Origin of the sequence: Tatumella sp. JGM94, from assembly GCF_018257595.1 — a bacterium.
In the GTDB taxonomy this organism is placed as follows: domain Bacteria; phylum Pseudomonadota; class Gammaproteobacteria; order Enterobacterales; family Enterobacteriaceae; genus Tatumella; species Tatumella punctata.
The window spans coordinates 17,002-43,816 of sequence record NZ_JAERJN010000014.1 but is presented as its reverse complement, the minus strand read 5'-3'; the positions used below and the strand labels follow the sequence as shown (position 1 = coordinate 43,816).

Genomic DNA, 26,815 nt, shown 5'->3' with positions numbered 1-26,815 from the left:
ACAGGAACTGGAAATGACACAATTTGCAATTGTATTCCCTGGTCAGGGTTCACAGACCGTTGGCATGCTGGCTGACCTGGCGGAACACTTTCCGTTAGTGCAGGAGACGTTTGCTGAGGCCTCCGCTGCACTGGGTTATGACTTATGGCAATTGGTCCAGCAGGGACCTGCTGAGGAACTGAATAAAACCTGGCAGACACAGCCGGCATTGCTGGCCGCGTCAGTGGCTATTTATCGTGTCTGGATACAGCAGGGCGGTAAAACACCTGAACTGCTGGCAGGACACAGCCTGGGTGAATATTCCGCACTGGTCTGTGCCGGCGTGCTGGATTTTGCTGACGCCGTACGTCTGGTCGAATTACGCGGTAAACTGATGCAGGAAGCCGTTCCTGAGGGAACCGGCGCCATGCAGGCGATCATTGGCCTGGATGATGATGCTATCCGTAAAGCCTGTGAAGAAAGTGCTCAGGGCCAGGTTGTTTCTCCGGTAAACTTTAATTCACCCGGCCAGGTAGTTATTGCCGGTAATAAAGAAGCGGTTGAACGTGCCGGTGCTGCCTGTAAAGCTGCCGGTGCAAAACGTGCACTGCCCCTGCCGGTCAGCGTACCGTCACACTGTGCTCTAATGAAGCCGGCCGCCGATAAACTGGCAGTTGCGCTGGAAGAACTGACATTTAATACCCCGCAACTGCCGGTAGTTAATAATGTCGATGTACAATGTGAACAACAACCAGCGGCTATCCGTGATGCGCTGGTTCGTCAGCTTTACAGCCCGGTCCGCTGGACCGAGAGCGTGCAATTTATTGCTTCCCGTGGCGTCAGCCAGTTGGTGGAAGCGGGGCCTGGTAAAGTACTGACCGGGCTGACTAAGCGCATTGCCGACTCATTGACTGCGGTAGCAGTGAATGATGCAGCGTCGTTAAATGCGGCCCTGACACAAGAATAAGAGGATAATCATGGACTTCAATGGTAAAATTGCGCTGGTCACCGGTGCGAGCCGTGGAATTGGTAAAGCAATCGCTGAGAAACTGGCTGCCCATGGTGCAACAGTTATCGGTACCGCCACCAGTGATAAAGGTGCTGCTGATATCAGTGCTTATCTCGGAACCCACGGTAAGGGTATGGCCCTGAACGTGACTGATGTCGATTCTGTCGAGTCAGTATTAAAAAACATCCGTGCAGAATTTGGCGAAATTGATATTTTGGTGAATAATGCCGGGGTTACCCGTGATAATCTGTTAATGCGTATGAAAGATGACGAATGGCAGGATATCATGGAGACTAATCTGACCTCTGTGTTCAGACTGTCTAAAGCCGTATTGCGTGCTATGATGAAAAAACGCAGCGGAAGGATCATTACCATTGGTTCAGTTGTTGGAACAATGGGTAATGCGGGCCAGGCAAACTACGCGGCAGCAAAAGCGGGTTTGATTGGTTTTAGCAAATCACTGGCGCGCGAAGTTGCGTCACGTGGTATTACGGTAAACGTTGTGGCTCCGGGCTTTATTGAGACGGACATGACGCGAGCACTAAATGAAGAGCAGCGTGCCGGTATATTAGCAGAAGTTCCTGCGGGCCGTCTGGGTGGCCCCGGGGATATTGCTAATGCGGTTGCATTTTTGTCCTCTGATGAGGCGGGTTACATCACTGGTGAAACCCTCCATGTCAATGGCGGAATGTACATGGTCTGATAACTGCGAAATTTATTTGCTTTTTTTGTGCAATAAAATGCAAAATATAGCAAATCGTGGTTAGACCAGACTGGTTTTAGTTGCATCTTTTTCAACATTTTATACACTACGAAAACCGTCGCGAAAGCGAGTTTTGATAGGAAATTAAATAGTATGAGCGATATCGAACAACGCGTTAAGAAAATCATTGCTGAGCAGCTGGGTGTTAAAGAAGATGAAGTGATCAACTCTGCTTCTTTCGTAGAAGACCTGGGTGCCGATTCTCTTGACACCGTTGAGCTGGTGATGGCTCTGGAAGAAGAGTTTGATACTGAGATTCCAGACGAAGAAGCTGAAAAAATCACTACCGTTCAGGCAGCGATCGACTACATCAATAGCCACCAGGGCTAATGAATATTATCAGGCGGTCATTCGACCGCCTGAGTTTTATGTCCGCCCCACTTAGTGTTGTTTTTATCCCCCTCCCTGGAGGAGTAACGTGTCTAAGCGTCGTGTAGTTGTGACTGGTCTTGGCATGCTGTCTCCTGTCGGCAATACCGTAGAGTCTACCTGGAGTGCTCTCCTTGCCGGTCAGAGCGGCATCAGCATGATTGACCACTTTGATGCCAGTGCCTATGCAACACAGTTTGCCGGTCTGGTCAAAGATTTTAATTGTGACGATATCATCTCGCGTAAAGAACAACGCAAAATGGATATCTTCATTCAGTATGGAATAGCGGCGGGCGCTCAGGCGATGCAGGACTCAGGTCTGGTTGTCACTGAAGAAAATGCCCCGCGTATCGGCGCAGCTATCGGTTCCGGTATTGGCGGTCTGGGCTTAATTGAAGACAACTATGCTTCGTTAGCCAAAGGCGGTCCGCGTAAAATTAGTCCTTTTTTCGTCCCGTCGACCATTGTAAATATGGTGGCCGGACATCTGACCATTATGTATGGCCTGAAAGGTCCGAGTATCAGTATTGCCACTGCCTGTACTTCAGGGGTGCACAATATTGGTCATGCGGCCCGAATGATTGCCTATGATGATGCAGATGTCATGCTGGCGGGCGGCGCAGAAAAAGCCAGTACCCCGCTGGGTGTCGGTGGCTTTGGTGCTGCCAGGGCGCTTTCGACCCGTAACGATGACCCGCAGGGTGCAAGCCGCCCGTGGGATAAAGGTCGTGACGGTTTTGTACTGGGTGATGGCGCCGGGATCGTGGTGCTTGAAGAGTACGAACATGCGAAAAAGCGTGGCGCAAAAATCTATGCTGAATTAGTTGGTTTTGGTATGAGCAGCGATGCCTACCACATGACTTCACCACCGGAAAACGGTGCCGGGGCTGCTCAGGCAATGGTTAATGCCTTGCGTGATGCCGGACTGGCAGCAGAGCAGATTAGTTATATCAATGCACACGGTACTTCTACCCCGGCAGGTGATAAAGCTGAAGCTCAGGCTGTGAAGTCAGTGTTTGGTTCCGTGGCTGACAATGTGATGGTAAGTTCCACTAAGTCGATGACTGGTCACCTGTTGGGTGCCGCCGGGGCTGTGGAATCAATTTTCTCGGTCCTTGCTTTGCGGGATCAGGCAATACCACCGACCATCAATCTGGATAATCCGGATGAAGGCTGCGATCTGGACTTCGTGCCTCATACTGCCCGCCAGGTGAAGGGAATGGAATACGTATTATGTAATTCATTCGGTTTCGGTGGCACCAACGGCTCGGTGATTTTCCGTAAAATCTGATCCGTCGGTTATTCAGTCAGGCCCGCTAAGCGGGCCTTTTTTTTACCCGTGTGGGACGGGGTAATCTGTTCAGTCATCCCCCGGCGGCCGCTAAGCATAAGGAGAGGAAGATGATGCTGATTAATGGTACGCAATCTGACAGCGTACCGGCAAATGACCGCGGGCTACAGTTCGGTGACGGCTGTTTTACTACGGCACTGATCAGCCATGGTCAGGTGCTGCGCCTCGGGGATCACCTGCAAAGACTGCGTGAGGCCTGTGAACGGCTGGCTATTCCCTGCACAGACTGGCAGCAAATGGCACAGGAAATGTCGGTGCTGGCGCGGGATAAAAAACGCGCTGTGCTGAAAGTTGTTATCAGCCGGGGGTCGGGCGGGCGGGGGTATTCTGCTGCCGGCTGTCAGCAGCCACGACGTATTATTTCTGTGACTGATTACCCGCTGCATTATGACGACTGGCGTATTAATGGCATTACGCTGGCGACTTCGCCGTTACGTTTAGGACTTAATCCGGCACTGGCTGGTATTAAACATCTTAACCGTCTGGAGCAGGTAATGATCCGCCAGTTTATTGACCGTGCCGGTGTCGATGAAGCACTGGTGCTGGATTATCAGGGAAGGATTGTTGAATGCTGTACGGCCAATATTTTCTGGCGCTGTGGCGAAGAATTATTTACCCCGCGGGTGGACGCTGCCGGTGTGGACGGTACAATGCGGCGTTATCTTATTCGTATTCTGGCAGAGCAGGGATATGCTTGTCAGACGGTAGCCGAAGATACCAGCATATTGCAGGCTGCTGACGAAATATTTATCTGTAATTCGTTAATGCCGGTGGTTCCGGTTATCAGGATTGATGACCGTACTTATCATGCCGGGGCACTGACGCGCAGACTTTCAGACATCTGTAACACACCAGGTTAAGCATGCAGAAAAAAATAAAATTTATACTGTCTTTAGCGGTTATCAGCGCTGCTGTCATTGGCGGAGGGCTCTGGAAGACCCGGCAACTGGCAGAATCACCGCTGCTGATTTCACAGCAAACGATTTATACCCTGCCTGCGGGTACCGGACGGCTGGGGCTGGAACAGCAGTTACAGCAACAACATATTATGCGTGACAGCGTCTGGTTTAGCTGGTTACTGAAAGCCGAACCGCAGCTGGCCAGCTTTAAAGCCGGTACCTACCGGCTGGAACCGGGAATGACGGTCCGCGGATTACTCGAGCTACTGGCCAGCGGTAAGGAAGCACAATTTCCGGTTCGTTTTATTGATGGTCAGCGGCTGAGTGAATGGCTGAACGTGCTGCGCAATGCCCCTTACCTGCGCCATGAACTGACTGATGACCAGCTTTCCAGCGTGGCTGCAGCCCTGAAATTGCCGGAGAAAGATCCTGAAGGCTGGTTTTATCCGGATACTTACCTGTATACCGCCCATATGAGCGATATTTCTTTACTGACCCGTGCTCATCAGCGGATGGTAAAACTGGTTGATCAGGTATGGGAAAGTCGTGCGACGGATCTGCCTTACAAGGACAAGAATCAGCTGCTGACGATGGCTTCAATTATCGAAAAAGAGACAGCATTAAGCGATGAGCGGGAAAAAATCGCGTCTGTGTTCGTTAACCGCCTGCGGCTGGGAATGAAATTACAGACTGACCCGACGGTGATTTATGGTATGGGTGATCTTTATCGCGGAACACTGACTCGCAAGGATCTTGAAACCCCCACGGCTTATAATACATATGTGATCCCGGCACTGCCGCCGGGGCCGATTGCTATCCCCGGTAAAGCATCATTACTGGCTGCCGCGCATCCGGTTACCAGTAACTATTTGTATTTTGTAGCCAATGGCAGTGGCGGGCATACCTTCAGTAGTACGCTGGCTGCCCATAACCGTGCAGTACAGGCGTGGCGCACCCTGCAAGATAAAGCGCCAGACAGCCGTCAGGCCAGGGAAGTACAGGAAAAGAAAACGACCAATGAAAAGTAAATTTATTGTTATTGAAGGGCTGGAAGGAGCGGGGAAAACCACCGCCCGTGAACGACTGCTGGAGGTCCTGCAACAACAGGGGATTACTGATGTCGTATTTACCCGAGAGCCGGGCGGTACGCCGCTGGCTGAAAAACTGCGGACCCTGATAAAACAGGGCGTCAGTGGTGAGCAGGTCACGGACAAAGCCGAATTACTGATGCTGTACGCCGCCAGAGTTCAGTTAGTCGACACAGTGATCAAACCGGCACTCAGCCGCGGGGCATGGGTGATAGGCGACCGGCATGATCTCTCTTCACGCGCTTATCAGGGGGGCGGGCGCGGCTTTGATGACCAGCTGATGAATACGTTACGTCAGGCGGTACTGGGTGATTTTAAACCTGATCTTACCCTGTATCTTGATGTTGCGCCGGAGACGGGTCTGGCCCGTGCCCGCAGTCGTGGCGAGCTTGATCGTATTGAACAGGAGTCACTGGATTTTTTCCATCGTACCCGTGCCCGTTATCTGCAAATTGCCGCTGAAGATTCGACAATCCTGACGATTGATGCCAACGGCACACCACAACAGGTCAGTGCGGCGCTGACGGAAACTCTCGGTCGCTGGCTGGCGGAAAACCGCTGATGGAATGGTATCCGTGGCTGAACAGCACTTATAAAAATATCATCAGTCAGCACCAGGCTGGCCGCGGACATCATGCGCTGCTGATTCAGGCCTTGCCGGGAATGGGTGACAGCGCGCTGGTATGGGGCGTTTCTCGCTGGCTGATGTGCAGCCAGCCGGCAGGTGTAAAAAGCTGTGGTCAGTGCCACGGCTGTCAGTTAATGACTGCTCATAATCACCCTGACTGGTATTCGTTAACTGCCGAGAAAGGTAAGTCTTCCCTGGGGGTGGACGCTATCCGCCAGGTGACGGATAAGCTTTATCATTTTGCTCAGCAGGGAGGCGCAAAGGTTATTTATATTCCGTATGCCGAACAACTGACCGAAGCCGCAGCCAATGCCCTGTTGAAAACACTGGAAGAGCCGCCGGAGGATTGCTGGTTTTTCCTGTGTTCCCGGCAGCCTTCAGCATTACCGGCCACGCTGCGCAGCCGATGTATGACCCTGACGCTACCGGTGCCCGCTGAACAGCACAGTCTGCAATGGCTGGCTGCGCAAACTTCACAACCGCAGGATAATTTGCTGACAGCCTTACGGTTGGCGGGGGGTGCCCCTGCGGCGGCTCTGGAGATGTTTACCGGAAATCAGTGGGAGCAACGCAGTAAATTGTGCCAGGGGCTGGGGACTTCACTGCCGGATAACTGCCTGGCATTACTGCCGCTGCTAAACCATGAGGACGTGGCGTTACGGATCCACTGGCTGATGGCACTGCTGCTGGACAGTGTGAAATATCACCAACAGAACCTGCGCTGGATAACCAATATTGATCAACAGCCACTGGTCGCCAGGCTGGCAGAAATAATCAGCTTACCGGCCTTACATCAAAGCCTTTCACGGTGGATGCAGTGCCGTCACCATCTCCTGGAAACCCCCGCCGTAAATCATGAATTGTTAGTCACCGAAGCTTTGCTCGACTGGGAACAGATGTTCCGGGCGGGCTGACTGAGTTTTGAATAAGCAGAGAGTAAATTATGTTTTTAGTCGATTCCCATTGTCACCTTGATTGTCTGGATTATGAAAATGAGCACCGTAATCTGGACGATGTTATCAATAAAGCCGCCGGGCGTGATGTCCGGTTTATGCTGGCCGTGGCAACGACTCTGCAGGGTTTTAGCGGGCTAAAAGCACTGGTCAGTGATCGCCCGGAGATAGCGCTGTCATGCGGCGTACATCCGTTAAATATGGAACAGCCTTATGAACAGGCAACGTTGCTGGAACTGGCATCTGACCCGCGTGTTGTGGCACTCGGGGAAACCGGACTGGACTATTTTTACCAGAAAGAAGCTGCACAGCAGCAGCAACAGCAGCAGTCTTTCCGGCAGCATATCCGCGTTGGCCGGCAGTTAAATAAACCGGTTATCGTTCATACCCGTGATGCGCGGGAAGATACCCTGGCGCTGTTACGTGAAGAAAAAGTCGAAGAGTGTGGCGGTGTGCTGCATTGCTTCACGGAAGACAAAGAAACTGCAGCCAGATTACTGGATATGGGCTTCTTTATTTCATTTTCCGGGATTGTGACTTTCCGCAATGCGGAACAGTTACGTGAAGCTGCGCGTTATGTGCCACTGGACCGGATTCTGGTTGAGACGGATTCGCCTTACCTTGCCCCTGTACCGCACCGCGGCAAACAAAATCAGCCGGCATTTACCCGCGATGTCGCCGATTTTATTGCGGAACTGAAAGGGGTCGATATTGAAACCCTGGCACAACAGACCACCGCTAACTTCTGTCAACTATTTCATATTCCGATGGAACAACTGGGTGCCTGATGTTTAAGCGCGGCCGGAAACCGCAGGGATGCTGTGTGCGGAAATAATCCGGCGGTTCAGGGGGGGAAATCGTCGCCGGCACAGGCCGGGCCGAAGATAACATCCCCCGTGACCCGGGATAAAGCACCAGAAAAGCCCGGGCCGGCAGTCAGGTCATCACATTTTGATGGCCTTCTGCTGAATGAATAATGTAAAGTCACACAATTACTTATCCCGGATTCTGTGGCACCTTATGGTTAAGCCGCGAACCCGCAGTCTGATACGGCACCAAAAACAATCAGGAATTTAGCGTATGGCCGAAGAAACTATTTTCAGTAAAATCATCCGTCGGGAAATCCCTGCAGATATCGTCTACCAGGACGAACTGGTCACAGCATTTCGTGATATTTCGCCACAGGCACCTGCCCATATTCTGATTATCCCTAACCAGTTAATCCCCACGGTTAACGACCTGAGTGCCGAACATGAACCGGCACTGGGCAGGATGATGACAGTGGCAGCGAAGATTGCCAAGCAGGAAGGTATTGATGAAGACGGTTATCGTTTAATCATTAACTGCAACCGGCATGGCGGGCAGGAAGTTTATCATATCCATATGCATCTGGTCGGTGGCCGTGCGCTGGGGCCGATGTTATCCCGGTAATGTTGCGGAGAGCTCAGATGCGCCTTGCTGTATTGTCTATTCCTTTGTTGTTGTTACTGTCCGCCTGTAGCAGCAGCCAGCCACAGATCAGTATTTCACAGCCTCTGGTCATGGAATCCGATGTGTTGTCTGCCGGTATTACTACCGACGGACCGGTGGTCAGAAGTGACAGTGGTCAGCAAAAAGCCACCGTTATTTTGTATAATGATCGTGACGTCCCGGTAACGCTGCACTATCGTTATTTTTGGTATGATGACAAAGGACTGGAAATTCTGCCGGAACAGACAGCTGAAACCGTGGTTGTGCCTGCACACCAGAGCCGTGAGGCAGTGTCCTGGTCAGGAAATCTGAGTGCAAGTCAGGTACGTGTGTCCCTTTATCTCTGAGGATGTTCAAGTGATTCGCAGCATAAAATTCAGTATTCCGTTGTTTTTTGCGTTTGTTTTATCGGGTTGTATGGTTAATCAGTCACAGAAACCGGCTCCGGTGGAACAGGCTCCGCAACCGGCACAACCTGCGCCGATCGGAGCTCCTCAGCAGACAACGCCGCCGCCGATGAGCCAGCCTCAGCCGGTCCCTGAACCACCGAAACTCAAAACGATTGACTGGCAGGGCAGTATTCCGCCGCTGGTAAATAAAATGATGAATACTCCCGGAATCACCCCGGGCAGTGTTTTACTGGTGGACCGCCTGAAAAACAATACCAACGGCGCTATTCAGAGCGCTAATGCCGACCTTGCTATTCATAATGCATTGCAGAGCAACAGCAAGTTTACCCTGATTACAGCCGAACAACTCAGCCAGGCCAAACAGGCACTGGGGCTGTCCCCGCAAGACAGCCTTAATTCACGGGGTAAAGCGATAGGCCTGGCGCGTAATCTGAATGCACAGTATGTGTTGTACAGTACTGCCCGCGGAGATGCCAAAGCACCACAGTTACAAATGCAACTGATGCTGGTGCAGACCGGCGAAATCGTCTGGACCGGCAGTGCCAGCGTCACTGACTGATCCCTCGCTGTTACAGCTTGTCCGACAATACCAACCGGCAGAATTTTCTGCCGGTTGTTTTTTTCCGTTGCCCGGGCTGAGTGGCCATTCAGTAAAGGTGATTCTGCCTTCGGCAACGCTGGTGGCTCGTCAGCAGCCGTTACAGCCGCTGCCTTTCGTCAATCGCCGGCGTGAATACCGGATCCTTAAAAAACTGTCAGCCTCGGGGCTGGTGGCGGCCCCGCTGGGGGTGAATTCCCGCTGGTTATTATCAGCCTGGCAGCCGGGGGAAGTGTTCAGCCCGCAGCAGTTTTCGCAGCAATACCGGCAAATCTGCCGGACGCTGTTACATCTGCACCGGCAGCCACTGACCGGCTACCCGGTATCGGTATCGGTATTACTGGAGCAGTACTGGCAGCTGTGCCGGCAGCGGACCCACCACTGGCTGAAACACTGGCAGCGTTTACAGTTGCGGGGTGAGCCGGCACCATTACGGCTGGCACCGCTGCATATGGATATCCATGCGGGTAACCTGCTTTCGGACCGTGAAGGCTGCCATTTTATTGACTGGGAATATGCTGCAGATGGCGATATAGCCATTGATCTGGCAATTATTTGTCTGAATGATCCACAATATGAAATGCGCTGGATAACCGCCTATGCACAGGCTGCGGCTGTGGATCGGCAGCTGCTGCAACGTCAGGTACAGCGCTGGAAACCATGGCTGAAGTTACTGATGGCCTGCTGGTATCAGTTGCGTGCAGAACAAACGGCCAGCCCGCAGATGAACACACTTGCCCGTCAGAGCTGGCAAGATTTATAACTTTCTAACCCCTGCTGTCGAGCAGGGATACAGGGACTGCACTATGACAACATCTCTCCCCGGCCCGCTGATGCTGGATGTGGAAGGCTATGAGCTGGACAGCGAAGAACGCGAATTACTGCACCACCCTCTGACCGGTGGTGTGATCCTGTTCAGCCGTAACTATCATGATCCTTCACAACTGGCGGAACTGGTACGCCAGATTCGGGCTGCATCTCATACGCGGCTGGTGGTGGCAGTGGATCAGGAAGGGGGCAGGGTACAGCGCTTCAGGGACGGATTTACTGAACTGCCGGCGATGCAGTCATTTGCGGCACTGGCTGACAGCCTGCAGCAAGCCGGAGAATGGGCCAGAGAAGCTGGCTGGCAGATGGCTGCTGAAATGACCGCACTGGATATTGATATCAGTTTTGCCCCGGTACTGGATATCGGACATATCAGTGCAGCTATCGGTGATCGTTCTTTTCATGATAATCCGGGAATTGCCCTGCCGGTTGCCGCGCAGTTTATTGCCGGCATGCATGAAGCAGGGATGAAAACCACCGGCAAGCACTTCCCGGGACACGGTGCGGTTCAGGCTGATTCCCATAAAGAAACACCGATAGATTTACGTGATGCTGAAACCTTACGCGAACAGGATATGGCGATTTTCAGTCAGCTGATCCGCGAACAACAGCTGGATGCGGTAATGCCTGCCCATGTGGTCTATCCGGCACTGGATCCGTTACCCGCCAGCGGCTCTCCCTACTGGCTGAAAACTGTTTTACGTCAGGAACTGGGGTTCGGCGGGGTTATTTTTTCAGATGACCTGTCGATGGAAGGTGCAGCGATCATGGGCAGCTATACTGAACGTGCACAGCAGTCGTTATCTGCCGGGTGCGATGTCATTCTGGCATGTAACAACCGTGCAGGGGTGATCAGTATTCTGGATAATCTTCCGTTGTCGCAGGCAGAACGCCTGACCCGGCTGTATCATCATGGGCAGAAGGGATATTCCCGCCTGCAACAACATCGCCGCTGGAAAGACAATCAGCGTCAGTTACCGCAATTACAACAGGCCTGGCTGGAGAAAAAACGGGCAGGTTAATCACGCTCCCCTCTGCCAGAGCGTTCCGGCAGAGGGGCAGTAAATATTTAAATATCTTATTGGTTATAGTTTTTATACCACTCTACTGCTTATGGGTATTATGCCCGTATTGTTGATCGGAAATTTTCCCCGCCTGCTGCCAGTTTGATCCGGATCATTTTAATAGGAACAGATTACCCTGACGTGTTATTCTCAAATCAGTGACTCTTTATCGAGTATAACCCTATGTTAGCAAAGGTTATATTAACCTTTTGTTAACTATCAGCTCATAAATCAGGGGGTTTGGTTGACTACTTCTGTGCAAAAAATAATCATAGTGGGTGGCGGTGCTGGCGGTCTGGAACTGGCAACTCAACTGGGCAACAAACTTGGCAAACATAAGAAAGCTGAGATTACACTGGTGGATCGTAATCAGACTCACTTATGGAAGCCATTACTGCATGAAATTGCTGCCGGTTCGATGGATGAAGGTATTGATGCACTGAGTTATCTGGCTCATGCCCGCAATCACCATTTCCGGTTCCAGCTGGGGACCCTGACGGATATCGATCGTGATACCAAAACCCTGCGGCTGGCCGAAATCCGCGATGAACAGGGTAATCTGTTAGTCCCGGAACGCAGCCTTGGCTATGATACCTTGGTGATGGCGCTGGGCAGTTCTTCTAACGATTTCGGGACGCCTGGCGTAAAAGATAACTGTATTTTCCTCGATAATCCCCATCAGGCGCGGCGTTTCCATAACGAAATGCTCAATCTGTTCCTCAAATATACCTCCGGCCAGCAGCCACAGCAGAAAGTGAATATCGCGATTGTCGGTGGTGGCGCAACCGGGGTCGAACTGTCGGCAGAGCTGTATAATGCCGTAAAAGAATTGCACAGTTATGGCTACGAATCACTGAATAATGATGCCCTGAATGTGACACTGGTGGAAGCCGGGGAACGTATCCTGCCGGCGTTACCGGCCCGTATTTCAGCGGCTGCCGAGCTGGAGCTGACCAAACTGGGTGTCAGGGTTCTGACCCGCACCATGGTGACCAGTGCTGATCCTGAAGGGTTACACACTAAATCCGGTGAACTGATCAATGCCGACCTGATGGTATGGGCTGCAGGTATCAAAGCCCCGGACTTTATCAAAGATATTGGCGGGCTGGAAACCAACCGGATTAACCAGCTGGTGGTAACCCCTGAACTGCAGACCACCCGCGATCAGGATATTTATGCGATCGGTGACTGTGCATCCTGCGCGTTACCGGAAGGCGGTTTTGTGCCTCCGCGCGCCCAGTCAGCCCATCAGATGGCTTCCTGTGTACTGCACAATATTCTGGCCCGCCGTAAAGGTAAAGCACAGCAAGCTTATATCTATAAAGATCACGGTTCTCTGGTTTCTCTGTCACGTTTTTCCACGGTCGGCAGCCTGATGGGGAACCTGATGCGTGGCTCGATGATGGTGGAAGGGCGGATTGCGCGGATGGTGTATATTTCACTGTATCGTATGCACCAGATTGCCCTGCATGGCTATTTCAAAACCTTACTGATGATGCTGTCCGGCAGTATTAATCGTGTTATCAGACCCAAACTGAAACTACACTGAGTTTTTGTCCCCGTCCCCGGCGATGATCCTGCCGGGGATTTCTAAGAAGCTTCTCAAAATACCCTTCAGGATCATGTTCAGTGTTTTTTTTCCATTTGTCTGATAGTCCCTGAAACCGGCTTTTGCGACACTGCCGCCACCAAACGAGGCACGCATGCCATCAGTCAGTCACTGGCTGGCAATGGCTGGTGCGTGGTTATCAGATCAATCAGGAGGAAACCTGTGAATAAATCATTAGTAGCAGGCGTAGGTATAGGGATTGTTGCGGCACTGGGTATTGCGTCAGTGGCAGGGGTGAATGTATTGCACCGCGGGCCGGAATACGCGCAAGTGCTTTCTGCTACGCCGATCCGTGAAGTGACTAAAAATCCGCGTCAGGAGTGTCATGATGTCAGTGTGGTCCATCGCCGTGCGGTTCAGGATGAAAACCGGCTGACAGGTTCATTACTCGGCGCTGTCGCCGGTGGTGTGCTGGGGCATCAGTTTGGTGGCGGACGCGGGCGCAGCGTGGCTACGGTCGCCGGGGCGCTGGCGGGGGGCTATGCCGGTAACCAGGCACAGGAAGGGTTACAGAACCGTGATACTTACACCACCACTCATCAGCAGTGTAAAACGGTGTATGACAAACAGGAAAAAACGCTCGGTTATGATGTTACCTATAAAATAGGCGATCAACAGGGGAAAATCCGGATGGATAAAGCCCCCGGCGAACGTATTCCGCTGGATAATAATGGTCAGCTGGTTATCGGTACTGCCGGCAGCTGATATTCAGCAGACCTCCCCCGCATCTGCGAGGGAGGTCTGGTTCAGACCCGGTGCTCCTGCATCTGTTGCAGCAGCCGGGTGACCCATTCAATACGCTGTTTCCTTTCTGCCAAATCCACACTGAAGCGCAGTTTTACCGGGCCTTCCAGCTTCCAGTGCTGAGGATCACTCTGTAATAAGCCGATCAGCCACAGGGGATCGACGTGATTCTTTTCGGCAAACTCAATATAGCCGCCTTTCTCACTGGCTTCGATTTTCCGGATACCGATACTGCCGGCCTGCAGACGCAGCAGGGCGATATCCAGTAAATTTCGGGCCGGATCCGGCAACAGTCCGAAACGGTCGATTAACTCCACCCTGAGTTCCTCGATTTCGCTTTCGCTGGCAGCACTGGCGATCCTTTTATAGAAAGAGAGGCGCGTATTGACGTCCGGCATATAATCATCCGGCAGCAATGACGGCATACGTAATTCGACCTCCGTTTGCTGGCTGGTTAAATCTTCCAGAGAAGGTTCACGGCCTGCTTTTAATGCTTCGACGGCATTTTCCAGCAGTTCCATATACAGGGTAAAACCAAGGGTCTCCATCTGACCGCTCTGACCTTCACCCAGCAGCTCCCCGGCACCGCGAATTTCCAGATCATGGGTTGCCAGTGCAAATCCGGCTCCCAGATCTTCCAGAGAAGCGATGGCCTCCAGCCGTTTAGCGGCGTCGGTCGTCATGGCTTTCGGGTGCGGGGTCAGTAACCAGGCATAGGCCTGATGATGGGAGCGTCCGACACGTCCGCGTAACTGGTGCAACTGTGCCAGACCGAAATGGTCAGCGCGTTCAATAATAATAGTATTGGCACTTGGGATATCGATTCCGGTTTCAATGATGGTGGTACAGACCAGCACATTAAAACGCTGATGATGGAAATCATTCATCACCCGCTCCAGTTCCCGCTCGCGCATTTGTCCGTGGCCTATGCCGATTCTGGCCTCAGGGACCAGGGTTGCCAGACGTTCTGCGGCTTTGCTGATATTCTCGACGTCGTTATAGAGATAATAGACCTGTCCGCCCCGCAGAGTTTCCCTGAGAATGGCCTCACGAACCACCAGCTCATCATATTCGCGGACAAAGGTTTTCACCGCCAGCCGCCGGGCGGGCGGGGTGGCAATAATGGACAAATCACGCATGCCGCTCATCGCCATATTCAGCGTTCGCGGGATCGGGGTAGCGGTTAATGTCAGAATATCAACATCGGCCCGCATTGATTTGATCCGTTCTTTATGCCGTACCCCGAAGCGGTGTTCTTCATCAACGATCAGCAGCCCCAGATCATGCCATTGCAGGTCACTCATCAGTAACTTATGGGTACCGATCAGAATATCCACTTTGCCCTCTGCGGCTTCGCGCAGGACCTGATTTTGCTCTTTGGTGGTACGGAACCGGGACAGCATTTCAATACGAACAGGCCAGTCGGCAAAGCGGTCACGGAAATTATCGAAATGCTGTTGTGCCAGCAGAGTGGTCGGCACCAGCACGGCGACCTGTTTGTGGTTTTCTACCGCCAGAAAAGCCGCACGCATTGCCACTTCAGTTTTACCGAAGCCGACATCACCACACACCAGACGATCCATGGCTAACGGCTGGCACATATCACTCAGCACAGCATTAATTGCCTGTGCCTGGTCCGGGGTCGTATCGTAGGGGAAACTCTCACAAAACTTCTGATACATATCACGGTTATGCTGAAAGGCGTAACCGTGTTTTGCCGCCCGCTGGGCATAGATATCCAGCAACTCTGCGGCGACATCACGTACTTTTTCTGCGGCTTTTTGTCGTGCCCGGTTCCAGCTGTCGCTGCCCAGACGGTGCAGCGGAGCATTTTCTTCGGCTCCGCCGGCATAACGGCTGATCAGGTGCAGAGAAGACACCGGGACATACAGGCTGGCATCACCGGCGTAGGTGAGCATCAGATATTCGGCTTTGACACCGCCGGTTTCCAGGGTGGTCAGCCCGGCATACCGGCCAACACCGTGTTCCAGGTGCACTACCGGCTGGCCCGGGTGCAGCTCGGCAAGGTTGCGGATCAGTACGTCCGGGTTGATCGTTTTACGGTTATCCTGACGTCGACGGGCCACCCGTTCGCCGAGTAAGTCCGTTTCACAAATCAGTGCCAGCCCGCGGGCATGGTCGATAAAACCGTGTTCGGCAGGGCCGGTCATCAGAAAGTAGCCACTCTCCCCGGCCTGACTGAGTTTGGTGATTTCTGCCGGACGAATTTTAATTTTACTCAGCTGTTCCTGCAGTCGTTCGCGACGGCCCTGGCTTTCCACGGAGAAGACAATCGCCCCCTCGAATGTTTCGCAAAACTTGCGCAATGCCTCCAGCGGATTTTTCGCCTGTGACTGCAGCCGGATATCCGGTAACGGGCGGTAACTGAGATTAGTATTCGCCGCTTTTTCGGGTAATTCCGTGGCAGATAAACGGATCAGCGGCCAGTTTTTCAGTGCAGACATCAGGGGGTCCGGTGCCAGCCACAGGCTGTCCGGAGGCAGCAGGGGCCGCAAAGGGTCGACCCGCCGGTTTTGATAGCGTTGCTGTGTATCCTGCCAGAAACGATCACCGGCAGTTTTGATATCACAGCTGCTCAGCAGCAGGGTATTGACCGGAAGATAGTCGAACAGTGGCTGTAGCGGCGTCGAAAAAAACAGTGGCTGCCAGTATTCAATACCCGTCGGTAACGACCCTTTACTGACCTGCTGGTAGATATGGCCGGGGTCACGTAACACATCAAAATGTTCACGCCACTGGCTGCGGAACAGTTCAATCGACTGTTTATCGGTGGGGAATTCATGGGCCGGCAACAGACTGATGGCCGCGACAGCATCCAGTGTCCGCTGGCTGTCAACATCAAACAAACGCAGGCTGTCAATTTCGTCATCAAAAAAGTCTATCCGGTAAGGCTGCTCACTGCCCATCGGGAACAGGTCAAGTAAGGCACCGCGGATAGCATATTCCCCGTGCTCCATCACCTGATCAACATGACGGTAGCCTGCCTGGTCAAGCTGTTCACGTAACAGGTCGCGGGATACTTTCTGACCACGTTTCATTAACAACGCGTGGCCTTGCAGAAACGGATGAGGGCAGACCCGTTGCATCAGTGTATTGACCGGCAGGATCAGTATCCCGCGCTCCATTGATGGCAAGTGGTACAGGGTTGATAACCTGGCCGAAATAATATCCTGATGAGGAGAGAAACTGTCATAGGGAAGGGTTTCCCAGTCAGGCAAATGACTGACAGGCAGGGCCGTAAACTGGCGGATTTCATCCTGTAAATGCAGAGCTGACTGCATATCACTGGTAATTAAAAGTAACGGACCTGAATGGCGTTCTGCAATCTCTGCGCATCCGGCAGCCATCGCGGCACCTGTCAGCTGGCCCAGTTGGCGGTGGTCGCCGGCATTGACTGGCAGGGAGTAATTTGTCTTATCTGACATGGGGGATGATCATTCTCTCCGAATTTTCCAGACGGCTATGATTTCACATAAATACTTATGGATCATCTGCCGTGACGAATTTTCCTTTTTATTAAAGGATTAAAGCAAATTATGTTCATGGCGGCCTTTTTTCAACCCGGCGCGGCGAAAAAACAGGCACTGCCGGCTGTTTTTTCGCCATTACCTGCTGTTATCAGATAACTTTACCCGTCAATCATCTGCGCAAAGGTTTCCTTCACCGGCTGGCTCCTTTATCATCCGGTTACTGAATTTCAGGCAACCGTCCGGGACCGATTTCATGTACCAACCCGTAGCTCTGTTTATTGGTCTGCGTTATATGCGTGGCCGTGCATCTGACCGTTTTGGTCGTTTTGTTTCCTGGCTCTCTGCGATTGGCATTACGCTGGGGGTACTGGCATTAGTGACTGTACTGTCGGTAATGAATGGTTTTGAGCGGCAACTGGAGGGAAATATTCTCGGGCTTATGCCTCAGGCGCTGGTGACCAGTGACAGCGGCAGTATTAACCCGCAACAAATACCGGCAGACAGCCTTGATCTGCAAGGGGTAGCACGGATAGCCCCTCTGACCACCGCGGATGTCGTGCTGCAAAGTGCCCGCAGTGTATCGGTGGCCGTTATGCTGGGAATTAATCCTGATGAAAAAGATCCGCTGTTGCCTTATCTGATTAACGGATCCGCCAGCCAGCTTCAGCCCGGCAGTTACCGCGTTATCCTGGGCGAACAACTGGCCAGCCAGCTGGGGGTGCATACGGGGGATACCCTGCGTCTGATGGTACCCTCCGTCAGCCAGTTTACCCCGGTTGGCCGTGTGCCGAGTGAACGTATTTTCACCGTGGCCGGAACCTATGCGGCAGACAGTGAAGTGGACAGTTATCAGATTCTGGTCAACCAGCAGGATGCATCCCGCGTGATGCATTATCCGCAGGGCAATATTACCGGCTGGCGTTTATGGCTGGATCACCCGCTGGATGTTGACAGCCTCAGCCAGCAAACCCTCGCCCCGGGGTTACAGTGGAAAGACTGGCGTGAACGCAAAGGCGACTTATTCCAGGCCGTCCGGATGGAAAAAAATATGATGGGTCTGTTGCTGAGCCTGATCGTTGCCGTTGCTGCATTTAATATCGTGACGTCTCTCGGGCTGCTGATTATGGAAAAACAGGGCGAAGTCGCGATTCTGCAAACCCTGGGACTGACCCGTGGTCAGATTATGGCCGTATTTATGGTTCAGGGAGCCAGTGCCGGTATGGCCGGTGCTTTACTGGGGACTTTGGGCGGTGTAGTACTGGCCAGCCAGCTGAACCATTTGTTGCCGGTGCTGGGTCTGTTTCTGGACGGGGCCGCATTGCCGGTAGATATTAATCCGCTGCAGGTGGTGTCAATTGCGGTTATCGCAATGATTGTTGCATTACTGGCGACCCTCTATCCTTCATGGCGCGCTGCCGCCGTTCAACCCGCCGAGGCATTACGTTATGAATAATCCGTTACTTCTGCAATGTGAGCAGCTATGCAAACGCTATCAGGAAGGCAGCGTACAGACCGATGTATTGAAAAATGTCTCTTTCACCCTGCAACCCGGCGAAATGACGGCAATTGTCGGCAGTTCCGGTTCAGGAAAGAGTACTCTGCTGCATTTACTGGGCGGTCTGGACTCGCCAACTTCCGGTGATGTGCTGTTTAAAGGGCAGTCACTGAATCAGATGTCATCGGCGGCGAAAGCTGAACTGCGTAACCGTGAACTGGGTTTTATTTACCAGTTTCACCATCTGTTACCGGACTTCTCCGCCCTGGAGAATGTGGCGATGCCGTTGCTGATTGGCAAAAGAAATAGCCGTGAAGCGTTACAACAGGCCGGCGAAATGCTTGATGCTGTTGGTCTGAAGGCCAGAGCGGCCCACCGTCCTGCTGAATTATCCGGTGGTGAACGTCAGCGGGTCGCTATTGCACGGGCACTGGTTAACCGGCCGAGTCTGGTGATGGCCGATGAACCGACAGGAAATCTGGATGCACGGAATGCTGATGCGATTTTTAAACTGCTGGGAGAGCTGAATCAGATGCAGGGCACGGCGTTTCTGGTGGTCACCCACGACCTGGCACTGGCAAAACGTCTGAACCGGCAGATGGAAATGCGTGACGGACAGTTAACGGCGGAAGTGACACTGACAGGAGCGTTGTGATGATGGGTCCGTTATCCCTGCAGCTGGCGTTGCGTTTTAGCCGCGGGCGTCGTCGTGGCGGTATGGTGTCGCTGATTTCGGTGATTTCGACGGTGGGTATTGCACTCGGGGTCGCGGTACTGATCATCGGACTGAGTGCGATGAACGGTTTTGAGCGTCAGCTGAATGAGCGGATCCTCAGTGTTGTCCCCCACGGGGAGATTGAACCGGTTAACCAGCCGTTCAGCCAGTGGCAACAGCTGATCACTCCGATAGAAAAAGTCCCCGGAGTAGCCGCCGCCGCACCTTATATCAATTTCACCGGGCTGGTGGAAAGTGCCAGCAAACTGCAGGCACTGACAGTTAAAGGGGTCGACCCGCAGCAGGAGCCCCGTCTGAGTGCACTGCCACACTTTGTACAGGATAATGCCTGGGCTGAGTTTGGTGCCGGAAAACAACAGATTATCCTCGGCGGCGGCATTGCTAAAAGCCTGTCGGTGAAAAAGGGCGACTGGATAACCATCATGATCCCGAACAATGATGGTCAGAACCGGCTGCTGCAACCGCGGCGTATTCGTCTGCAGGTTGAGGGAATCCTGCAACTCAGCGGTATGCTTGATCATAGTCTGGCGCTGGTACCGCTGGCCGATGCACAGCAGTATCTGGGTATGGGAAGCAGTGTGACAGGGATTGCGCTGAAAATGACAGACCCGTTCCGCGCCGTAAAAGTTGTCAGGGCGGCCGGGGAAGTGACCCACAGTTATGTCTATATTCGTAACTGGATCAGTACTTATGGCTATATGTACCACGATATTCAGATGATCCGTGCCATTATGTATCTGGCGATGATCCTGGTGATAGGTGTAGCCTGCTTCAATATTGTTTCAACCCTGGTGATGGCGGTGAAAGACAAGAGCAGTGATATTGCAGTGCTGCGAACCCTCGGTGCGGACGATAAACTGATCCGCACTGTTTTTGTCTGGTATGGCCTGCTGGCGGGTATGGCGGGCAGTATTCTCGGCGTGATTGCGGGGGGGCTGGGGGCTCTTAATCTGACCGCGATTATCCGCAGCATCGAAAAAATGACCGGTCATCACTTTCTGTCGGGAGATATCTATTTTATTGATTTTCTGCCGTCAGAACTGCACTGGCTGGATGTCTGGTCGGTACTGGCTACCGCAATAGTACTCACTCTGCTGGCCAGCTGGTACCCTGCCCGTCGAGCCAGCCGGATAGACCCTGCCCGGGTGCTGAGCGGACAGTAATCTGCTGACACCGGCCGGTCGGAGCTTTCCGGCCTGCCGGTTAATTTCTGCCCCAGACCGGGCGATTGATGTCCTTCTGTTTCATCCGCGATAGCCGTCATTTTCCCTGCGGGGTTATGCTTTCTGCTGCACAGGGCAGAGTTGCCGGCTGCGGATCGCGTCGCTAAAAATCATGCTATGTAAAGCTCTGTCATGGATGGGTGGTTCAGAGTCATAAAGAAAACTGTTATCCTTTCCCCGGTAAGTGAGTAGTGCCGGGCACAGGCAGATCCCGCCCGGCCGGAGTTTTGCCGGCTCATGCTGCGTCTGGTATATGAAATTACCGGCCAGACTGACGCCGTAAATTATCAGTAAAGAGTACCAGAGGGATTTTTATGCGCACACCGCGGCGTCGTGTCCGGATTGCCCGTTACAGGAAACATAAACGCAAACTGCATCAGCGTCACCGGCAGTCTATCTTTGAATGTGATCGGGAGCAGCAGAACATGGCGAAGAACCGCTTGCCTAAAGTGGTTATCCTGACCGGGGCGGGAATTTCCGCCGAGTCAGGGATCCAGACTTTCCGTGCCAGCGACGGTCTGTGGGAAAATCATAAGGTTGAAGATGTGGCGACACCCGAAGGGTTCCGTCGCGCGCCCCGCCAGGTTCAGGAATTTTATAATCAGCGAAGGCAACAATTACATGCCCCGGAAATCGCCCCGAATAATGCCCATCTGGCCCTTGCCAGACTGGAAGCTGTGCTCGGGGATAATCTGCTGCTGGTGACTCAGAACATTGATAATCTGCATGAACGAGCAGGCAGCCAGCGTATTATACATATGCATGGTGAACTGTTGAAAGTACGCTGCCAGGAGAGCGGCCAGGTGGTTACCCGTACCGGTGATATCGGCGCTGACGAACGCTGTACCTGTTGCCAGTTTCCTTCACCCCTGCGTCCGCATATTGTCTGGTTCGGTGAAATGCCTCTCGACATGGAAAGAATTTACCAGGCGATTGCCGAAGCGAATATCTTTATAGCAATAGGCACTTCCGGGCATGTGTATCCGGCGGCCGGTTTTGTCCATGAAGCGACATTACAGGGGGCGCATACGGTTGAACTCAACCTTGAGCCAAGCCAGGTAAATAACGAATTTGCGGAGTGTCATTACGGACCGGCGACCAGACTGGTTCCGGAGTATATCAATGAATTACTGAGTCATCTGCATCAGTAAACAACCCCGGCGGTGGCCGGGGTTATGGTCCGTTACTGACCGGCTTTCAGTTTCTGAAACAGGGTTTCATAAAGCCGGCTGGTATCACCGACATCATCCTGCCATTCTCCCTGTTGCAGTACACTGGCTGGCGGGTACAGGGAGGGGTCATTGGCCACTGCAGCAGGCAACAACTTACGGGCGGCGAGGTTCGGGGTCGGGTAACCGATAGTCGTTGCCACTTTAGCTGCAATATCCGGACGCAGCAGGAAATTAATCAGTTTCATTGCCGCGGCTTTATGTCTGGCATTGACAGGGATAGATAAATTATCCATCCAGAAAATACCGCCTTCTTTTGGCCAGATAACCTGCAACGGGGTACCTGCCTGGCGTGCGACATAGGCAGAACCATTCCATACCATGCCGAGATTAACCTCGCCTTCCATAAACGGGTTACCGGGATTGTCTGAATTAAATGCCAGTACATTGGGCATCAGCTGTCGCAGTTGCTGATAGGCGGCTTCAATCTGCTGCGGGTCACGGCTATTTCCTGAGTATCCCAGCTTACGCAGTGCAATCTGGAACACTTCACGGGCATCATCAGTCAGTAAAAGACTTTGCCGGTACTGAGGCTTCCATAAATCGGCCCATGAAGTCACAGTGGCAGGGTTGATAGCATCAGAATTTACACCGATCGCTGTGGCTCCCCAGATATAGGGAATCGAATACTCGTTCTGCGGGTCGAAAGGTTTATTCAGCAGCGCCGGGTCGAGGTTAACAAAGTTTGACAGCTGCGAGTGGTCTATCTTTGCCAGCATCCCTTCTTTACGCATTTTGGCGACATAATAGGAAGAGGGGACAATCAGATCATAAGCGCCGTCTTTCCAGGTTTTTAGCTTGGCGTACATACTTTCGTTAGAATCGTAGGTCGAATAGATGACTTTAATCCCGGTTTCTTTGGTGAATTGCTCCAGCAAACCCTCCGGCACATATTCGGTCCAGTTATAGAAGTACAGTGTGTTGCTGTCATCGGCGCTGGCGGCTGACAGGCTGAATACTGCGGTGACAGCGGCCAGTAAAAAGGCTGACTTTTTCATATTATTCCCGAAACTGTATTAGTGTTTTTTTCTTGTCAGCCACTGGCTGCAGGCAACCAGAAGAAATGACATTCCAAGCAACAGAGTTGCCAGCGCATTCACTTCCGGAGAGATACCGACTTTAACCATCGAATATATTTTGAGTGGCAGAATTTCGAAGGCAGGGCCGGTGACAAAGGATGAAACCACCACATCGTCCATCGACAGGGTAAAGCTCAGCAGCCAGCCTGCGGCAATCGCCGGCAGAGCGATAGGAAAGATGATGCGCCTTAAGATTGTCAGCTCACTGGCACCCAAATCTTTCGCCGCTTCAAGCATACGAATATCAAAGCCCTGTAACCGTGAAAATACCGTAATCACCACAAACGGCAGACAGAAGGTAATATGTGAGATCAGCAGAGTCCAGAAACCGAGGGAAATTCCCAGCAGCATAAATAAGATCAGCAGAGAAATCGCCATCACAATATCCGGCGACATCATCACTATAAACAGCATACCGTTAACCAGTGGTTTGCCGCGAAACCGGTACTGGTAAAGAGCAACGGCGGTCAGACTGCCGAGCAGTGTGGCACAGGTGGCGGAAATGCCCCCCAGTAATAGTGAGTGCTGTGCTGCCTGCAACAGACTGTCGTTATTCAGCAGAGTCTGATACCAGAGGGTTGTCCATCCCTGCCAGTGAATACCAAACCTGGACTGATTAAAGGAATTGATGACTAAAATGGCAATCGGGATATAAAACCAGGCATAGATCACCGACATAAAGCCGTTACGAAGCCAGCGCATCAGCATATTGCACTCCCGTAACCGGCGTTATCAGCGTGAAAATGGCGGAGGGAAAGCCCCGTTATCAGATATGTTTTAACCACTCGTGTATTGCCTCACCTGCCTTGATACAGTGCGTATATTCATCTGTGTATTTAATAAGGCCGCGAATTCTACACGATTTCAGCGTAAAGCACGATCAGTACCGGCAGATACGCCTGCAAATAAACTTTGCAGGACGTATAGGGGTCAGTGATCGGTTATCCGGGGAACAGGATAGGGAAAACGGGCGGTAAACATAATCACGGCACCTGTTTCTGTCAGAGTGACGTCACGGAACAGTTGTCTGAGCTGACCTTCAAGGACACTGGCAGAATCCTGGTAATTAGTGAAAATACCTTTACGGTTCATTATGTTCATCAGTAACCGGCCAAACAGATTATGTCGCTGGCGTTCACCGCTAATGGTGGTGCCGAACAGAATACCGTCAGCGCTGAGCGCGCGGGTGACATTTTTCAGGGCAGTAAATTTATCGTCAGCTGAGCCGTTAAGACAATGCAGCACGTAGTACAGTGCCACCGAATTAAATTTGTGCTGCAGCTTTTCCGGTAAGGGCAGGAATATATCATGTTGTACTGTCGCCGTGACACGGGCAGGGCCAATACGGCGTTCAGCCTGTTTCAGACATTCAGGGTTGAGGTCCAGCAGAGTCAGCTGACTGATGTTCATACAATGACGCGGGTAATAACCGGTGCCGGTACCGATATCGAGATGTCTGGAAGAAAGATGACGACGGTAAAACGGTAATTGTATTTCCGGGGTGGAGCAACGCCAGGCAAAGCGATTGGCGACCGACATTACCCACCAGTTATATAAGCGCAGTGATACGCTGTTATAGACTCGAATTCCGGGCTGGCTATCCATGTTAATCACTCCCTGTGATCCGGTAATAAGATAAATACTGATTTAAATTATATGAAAGGAAAAACAGGCCAGGGTTATCTCCTGACAGCCGTGGCCTGTCAACTTTAGCAGTATTAATCACCAATCCCAATCATTTTCTTGTTTATAATCCGCGCAGAACGCCGGTAAAACAGCAGCATAAGTCCCATCAGTACCGTCATAATCACACTGGTCGCTGCGCCGAATGGCCAGTCACGCAGTGACAGGAACTGGGTTTTAATAATATTACCGATCAGTAAGTTTTTTGCCCCGCCCATCAGGTCTGAAACATAGAACATCCCCATTGCCGGAATAAAAACCAGCAGACAGCCGGCAATAATTCCCGGCAGGGTCAGGGGCAGAATAATCCGCCAGAATCTTTGCCATTTGCCGGCACCCAGATCACGTGCGGCTTCGAGGCAGGGTTTATCCAGTTTCTCCAGACTGGAATACACCGGCATAACCATAAAAGGCAGTAAAATATACACCAGACCGAGGATCACCGCTTCCGGGGTATACATAATACGCAACGGCTTATCGGTGATACCCGACCAGAGCAGCGCATTGTTTAACCAGCCACGGGTACTGAGGAATATCTTCAGGCCATAAATCCTGATAAGTGAATTGGTCCAGAACGGTACAATCAACAGAAATAACATCACCGGCCGCCAGCGCTGTGGCAGAAGAGTCAGACACCAGGCAAACGGATAGCCGAGCAACAGACTGCACAGGGTGGCAATAAACGCCATATTCAGCGAGTGCAGTAACACGTCCAGATATAACGGGTCTGCCAGCCGGCGATAGTTATCCAGTGTCAGTACCGCGCTGATAAAATGATTATCATCACGGGTCAGGAAACTGGCGGCGATGATCATCAGGTTAGGGGCCAGCACAAACAGTACCAGCCAGCCGCTGATCAGACCGACCACCAGCGTCTGAAAGGGATTACGCATCAGCTTCATAGGGTAATACTACCTCCCGCTGTGCTATCCAGCGGACAGATACTTTCTGGTTCAGGGCAAAGTCCGTCGTCGGGTCATTACTGTTAAAAAACTCGCTGACAGTGACCGGCTGACCATTCTCCAGTATAACCACCGACTCCAGGGTACTGCCTTTGTAATTCAGCTCACGGATAACCCCCGGCATGACGTCTGCACTGTCATTATTGCCCGGAGTACTGAGCTGCAGGTCTTCCGGACGCAGCAATACATGGACCTGATCGCCTGCTGAAACCGGAAACGGACAGTCCACAGAATAGGGATGTCCGGCGATAGTGACGGTGGTTTTACCGTCAGCCTGTACCGACTGTACATGGCCGTTAAAGATATTAATTTCGCCAATAAACTGTGCCACAAACAGGCTGGCCGGTGCTTCATAGATTTCCCGCGGAGTCCCGTCCTGCTCTATATGACCGTCTTTCAACACCACAATTCTGTCAGACATGGTCAGTGCTTCTTCCTGATCGTGAGTGACAAAAATAAACGTGATGCCCAGTTTACGCTGCAGCGCTTTCAGCTCATTCTGCATTTGTTTACGTAATTTATAGTCAAGGGCAGACAGGGGTTCATCCAGTAGCAGCACGGCAGGCCGGTTGATCACTGCCCGTGCTATGGCGACACGTTGCTGCTGACCTCCTGATAACTGTGCCGGACGACGGGCAGAAAAATCCTGCAACTGCACCATTGCCAGCGCTTCTTCTGTGCGCCGTTTAATTTCAGCGGCGGGTGTTTTTTGCATCCGCAGACCGAAGGCGACGTTATCAAACACGCTCATATGGGGGAACAATGCATAGCTCTGAAACACGGTATTGACCGGGCGTTGTTCGGCTGGCAGAGCAGTAATATTCCGGCCATCGAGGATAATATCGCCGCGGTCTGTCGTTTCGAGACCGGCAATCAGCCGCAGGATGGTCGTTTTTCCGCAGCCTGAAGGTCCCAGCAGGGTAATAAATTCGCCATGACCGAGGGTCAGGTCAAAGCCGGAAATCACCGGCTTCCCGTCAAAAGCTTTACTGATGCCAGAAAGCGTAACCAGCGCCTGTTGCGCGCATGTTTGCGTCATTTTAGTCACTCAGTTAATAAAAAGGGAGGGAAGGTCAGCCGCTGATGCAGGCCAGCCAGTTTACTAAGCGCGGGATGATACCTGAATTATCCCTGATTACCAGAGAAACAGCCGGA

At 52.3% G+C, this 26,815-nt stretch carries 26 protein-coding genes; 20 read left to right on the top strand and 6 right to left on the bottom strand.

Annotated features, from left to right (window positions below; translation table 11 throughout):
* The first annotated feature begins 13 nt into the window (after positions 1-13).
* The 16 genes from fabD to JK216_RS11375 all read left to right on the top strand — a co-directional run bounded on the left by fabD (position 14) and on the right by JK216_RS11375 (position 13,723).
* Positions 14-946 carry an ACP S-malonyltransferase gene (gene fabD, locus JK216_RS11450; protein ID WP_212711644.1) on the top strand — a complete coding sequence of 311 codons (933 nt, stop codon included), beginning with the start codon at positions 14-16 and terminating at the stop codon, positions 944-946.
* 10 nt (positions 947-956) lie between these two features.
* Positions 957-1,691, top strand: a complete 735-nt coding sequence (gene fabG, locus JK216_RS11445; protein WP_212708731.1) for a 3-oxoacyl-ACP reductase FabG — start codon at positions 957-959, stop codon at positions 1,689-1,691.
* A 153-nt stretch (positions 1,692-1,844) separates the two neighbouring features.
* Positions 1,845-2,081 carry an acyl carrier protein gene (gene acpP, locus JK216_RS11440; RefSeq protein WP_028685983.1) on the top strand — a complete coding sequence of 79 codons (237 nt, stop codon included), beginning with the start codon at positions 1,845-1,847 and terminating at the stop codon, positions 2,079-2,081.
* Between the two features lie 88 nt (positions 2,082-2,169).
* Positions 2,170-3,411: a beta-ketoacyl-ACP synthase II gene (gene fabF, locus JK216_RS11435; RefSeq protein ID WP_212708732.1), complete on the top strand. Its 1,242-nt coding sequence runs from the start codon at positions 2,170-2,172 to the stop codon at positions 3,409-3,411.
* Between the two features lie 110 nt (positions 3,412-3,521).
* Positions 3,522-4,331: an aminodeoxychorismate lyase gene (gene pabC, locus JK216_RS11430; RefSeq protein WP_212711643.1), complete on the top strand. Its 810-nt coding sequence runs from the start codon at positions 3,522-3,524 to the stop codon at positions 4,329-4,331.
* 2 nt (positions 4,332-4,333) lie between these two features.
* Positions 4,334-5,398, top strand: a complete 1,065-nt coding sequence (mltG, locus tag JK216_RS11425; RefSeq protein ID WP_212711642.1) for an endolytic transglycosylase MltG — start codon at positions 4,334-4,336, stop codon at positions 5,396-5,398.
* Positions 5,388-6,020: a dTMP kinase gene (gene tmk, locus JK216_RS11420; protein ID WP_212708735.1), complete on the top strand. Its 633-nt coding sequence runs from the start codon at positions 5,388-5,390 to the stop codon at positions 6,018-6,020. The genes mltG and tmk overlap by 11 nt, the downstream gene beginning before the upstream one ends.
* Positions 6,020-7,000 (top strand): DNA polymerase III subunit delta', encoded by a 981-nt coding sequence (gene holB / locus JK216_RS11415; RefSeq protein ID WP_212711641.1) that lies wholly within the window; start codon positions 6,020-6,022, stop codon positions 6,998-7,000. The genes tmk and holB overlap by 1 nt, the downstream gene beginning before the upstream one ends.
* Before the next feature lie 29 nt (positions 7,001-7,029).
* Positions 7,030-7,827, top strand: a complete 798-nt coding sequence (locus JK216_RS11410; RefSeq protein ID WP_212708737.1) for a metal-dependent hydrolase — start codon at positions 7,030-7,032, stop codon at positions 7,825-7,827.
* A 292-nt stretch (positions 7,828-8,119) separates the two neighbouring features.
* Complete coding sequence (hinT, locus tag JK216_RS11405) at positions 8,120-8,470, top strand: purine nucleoside phosphoramidase (protein WP_212708738.1); 351 nt, start codon at positions 8,120-8,122, stop codon at positions 8,468-8,470.
* 17 nt (positions 8,471-8,487) lie between these two features.
* Positions 8,488-8,856: a DUF1425 domain-containing protein gene (locus tag JK216_RS11400; RefSeq protein WP_212708739.1), complete on the top strand. Its 369-nt coding sequence runs from the start codon at positions 8,488-8,490 to the stop codon at positions 8,854-8,856.
* Between the two features lie 10 nt (positions 8,857-8,866).
* The gene (gene lpoB / locus JK216_RS11395) at positions 8,867-9,478 is read left to right on the top strand and encodes a penicillin-binding protein activator LpoB (protein ID WP_212710621.1); all 612 of its coding nucleotides are present in this window, start codon (positions 8,867-8,869) and stop codon (positions 9,476-9,478) included.
* The gene (thiK, locus tag JK216_RS11390; RefSeq protein ID WP_343876814.1) at positions 9,459-10,280 is read left to right on the top strand and encodes a thiamine kinase; all 822 of its coding nucleotides are present in this window, start codon (positions 9,459-9,461) and stop codon (positions 10,278-10,280) included. The genes lpoB and thiK overlap by 20 nt, the downstream gene beginning before the upstream one ends.
* A gap of 43 nt (positions 10,281-10,323) precedes the next feature.
* Positions 10,324-11,367, top strand: coding sequence for a beta-N-acetylhexosaminidase (nagZ, locus tag JK216_RS11385; protein WP_212711640.1), 1,044 nt, complete (start codon positions 10,324-10,326; stop codon positions 11,365-11,367).
* A gap of 286 nt (positions 11,368-11,653) precedes the next feature.
* Complete coding sequence (locus tag JK216_RS11380; protein WP_212708742.1) at positions 11,654-12,958, top strand: NAD(P)/FAD-dependent oxidoreductase; 1,305 nt, start codon at positions 11,654-11,656, stop codon at positions 12,956-12,958.
* 222 nt (positions 12,959-13,180) lie between these two features.
* The gene (locus tag JK216_RS11375; RefSeq protein ID WP_212708743.1) at positions 13,181-13,723 is read left to right on the top strand and encodes a glycine zipper 2TM domain-containing protein; all 543 of its coding nucleotides are present in this window, start codon (positions 13,181-13,183) and stop codon (positions 13,721-13,723) included.
* A gap of 41 nt (positions 13,724-13,764) precedes the next feature.
* On the opposite strand, the gene mfd is transcribed toward JK216_RS11375, so the two are convergent.
* On the bottom strand, positions 13,765-17,208 hold the full coding sequence (gene mfd / locus JK216_RS11370) for a transcription-repair coupling factor (RefSeq protein ID WP_212711639.1): 3,444 nt from the start codon (positions 17,206-17,208) through the stop codon (positions 13,765-13,767).
* Positions 17,209-17,506: 298 nt separating this feature from the next.
* On the opposite strand from mfd, the gene lolC reads away from it, so the two are divergent.
* The 4 genes from lolC to cobB all read left to right on the top strand — a co-directional run bounded on the left by lolC (position 17,507) and on the right by cobB (position 21,858).
* Positions 17,507-18,706 (top strand): lipoprotein-releasing ABC transporter permease subunit LolC, encoded by a 1,200-nt coding sequence (lolC, locus tag JK216_RS11365; RefSeq protein WP_212711638.1) that lies wholly within the window; start codon positions 17,507-17,509, stop codon positions 18,704-18,706.
* Entirely contained in the window at positions 18,699-19,403 is a 705-nt protein-coding gene (gene lolD / locus JK216_RS11360; protein ID WP_212708746.1) for a lipoprotein-releasing ABC transporter ATP-binding protein LolD, read from the top strand. The genes lolC and lolD overlap by 8 nt, the downstream gene beginning before the upstream one ends.
* Complete coding sequence (gene lolE / locus JK216_RS11355) at positions 19,403-20,647, top strand: lipoprotein-releasing ABC transporter permease subunit LolE (RefSeq protein ID WP_212711637.1); 1,245 nt, start codon at positions 19,403-19,405, stop codon at positions 20,645-20,647. The genes lolD and lolE overlap by 1 nt, the downstream gene beginning before the upstream one ends.
* A 374-nt stretch (positions 20,648-21,021) precedes the next feature.
* On the top strand, positions 21,022-21,858 hold the full coding sequence (gene cobB, locus JK216_RS11350) for a Sir2 family NAD+-dependent deacetylase (RefSeq protein WP_212708748.1): 837 nt from the start codon (positions 21,022-21,024) through the stop codon (positions 21,856-21,858).
* Between the two features lie 32 nt (positions 21,859-21,890).
* Here the strand turns inward: cobB and potD are convergent, their stop codons facing one another.
* The 5 genes from potD to potA all read right to left on the bottom strand — a co-directional run bounded on the left by potD (position 21,891) and on the right by potA (position 26,699).
* Positions 21,891-22,934, bottom strand: coding sequence for a spermidine/putrescine ABC transporter substrate-binding protein PotD (potD, locus tag JK216_RS11345; RefSeq protein WP_212708749.1), 1,044 nt, complete (start codon positions 22,932-22,934; stop codon positions 21,891-21,893).
* An 18-nt stretch (positions 22,935-22,952) separates the two neighbouring features.
* Positions 22,953-23,723, bottom strand: a complete 771-nt coding sequence (potC, locus tag JK216_RS11340; protein ID WP_212708750.1) for a spermidine/putrescine ABC transporter permease PotC — start codon at positions 23,721-23,723, stop codon at positions 22,953-22,955.
* A gap of 222 nt (positions 23,724-23,945) precedes the next feature.
* The gene (locus tag JK216_RS11335) at positions 23,946-24,620 is read right to left on the bottom strand and encodes a class I SAM-dependent methyltransferase (RefSeq protein WP_212710624.1); all 675 of its coding nucleotides are present in this window, start codon (positions 24,618-24,620) and stop codon (positions 23,946-23,948) included.
* Positions 24,621-24,733: 113 nt separating this feature from the next.
* Entirely contained in the window at positions 24,734-25,600 is an 867-nt protein-coding gene (gene potB / locus JK216_RS11330) for a spermidine/putrescine ABC transporter permease PotB (RefSeq protein ID WP_212708752.1), read from the bottom strand.
* Positions 25,584-26,699 (bottom strand): spermidine/putrescine ABC transporter ATP-binding protein PotA, encoded by a 1,116-nt coding sequence (gene potA / locus JK216_RS11325; protein ID WP_212711636.1) that lies wholly within the window; start codon positions 26,697-26,699, stop codon positions 25,584-25,586. Before potA ends, potB begins: the two co-directional genes overlap by 17 nt.
* Positions 26,700-26,815: the final 116 nt, after the last annotated feature.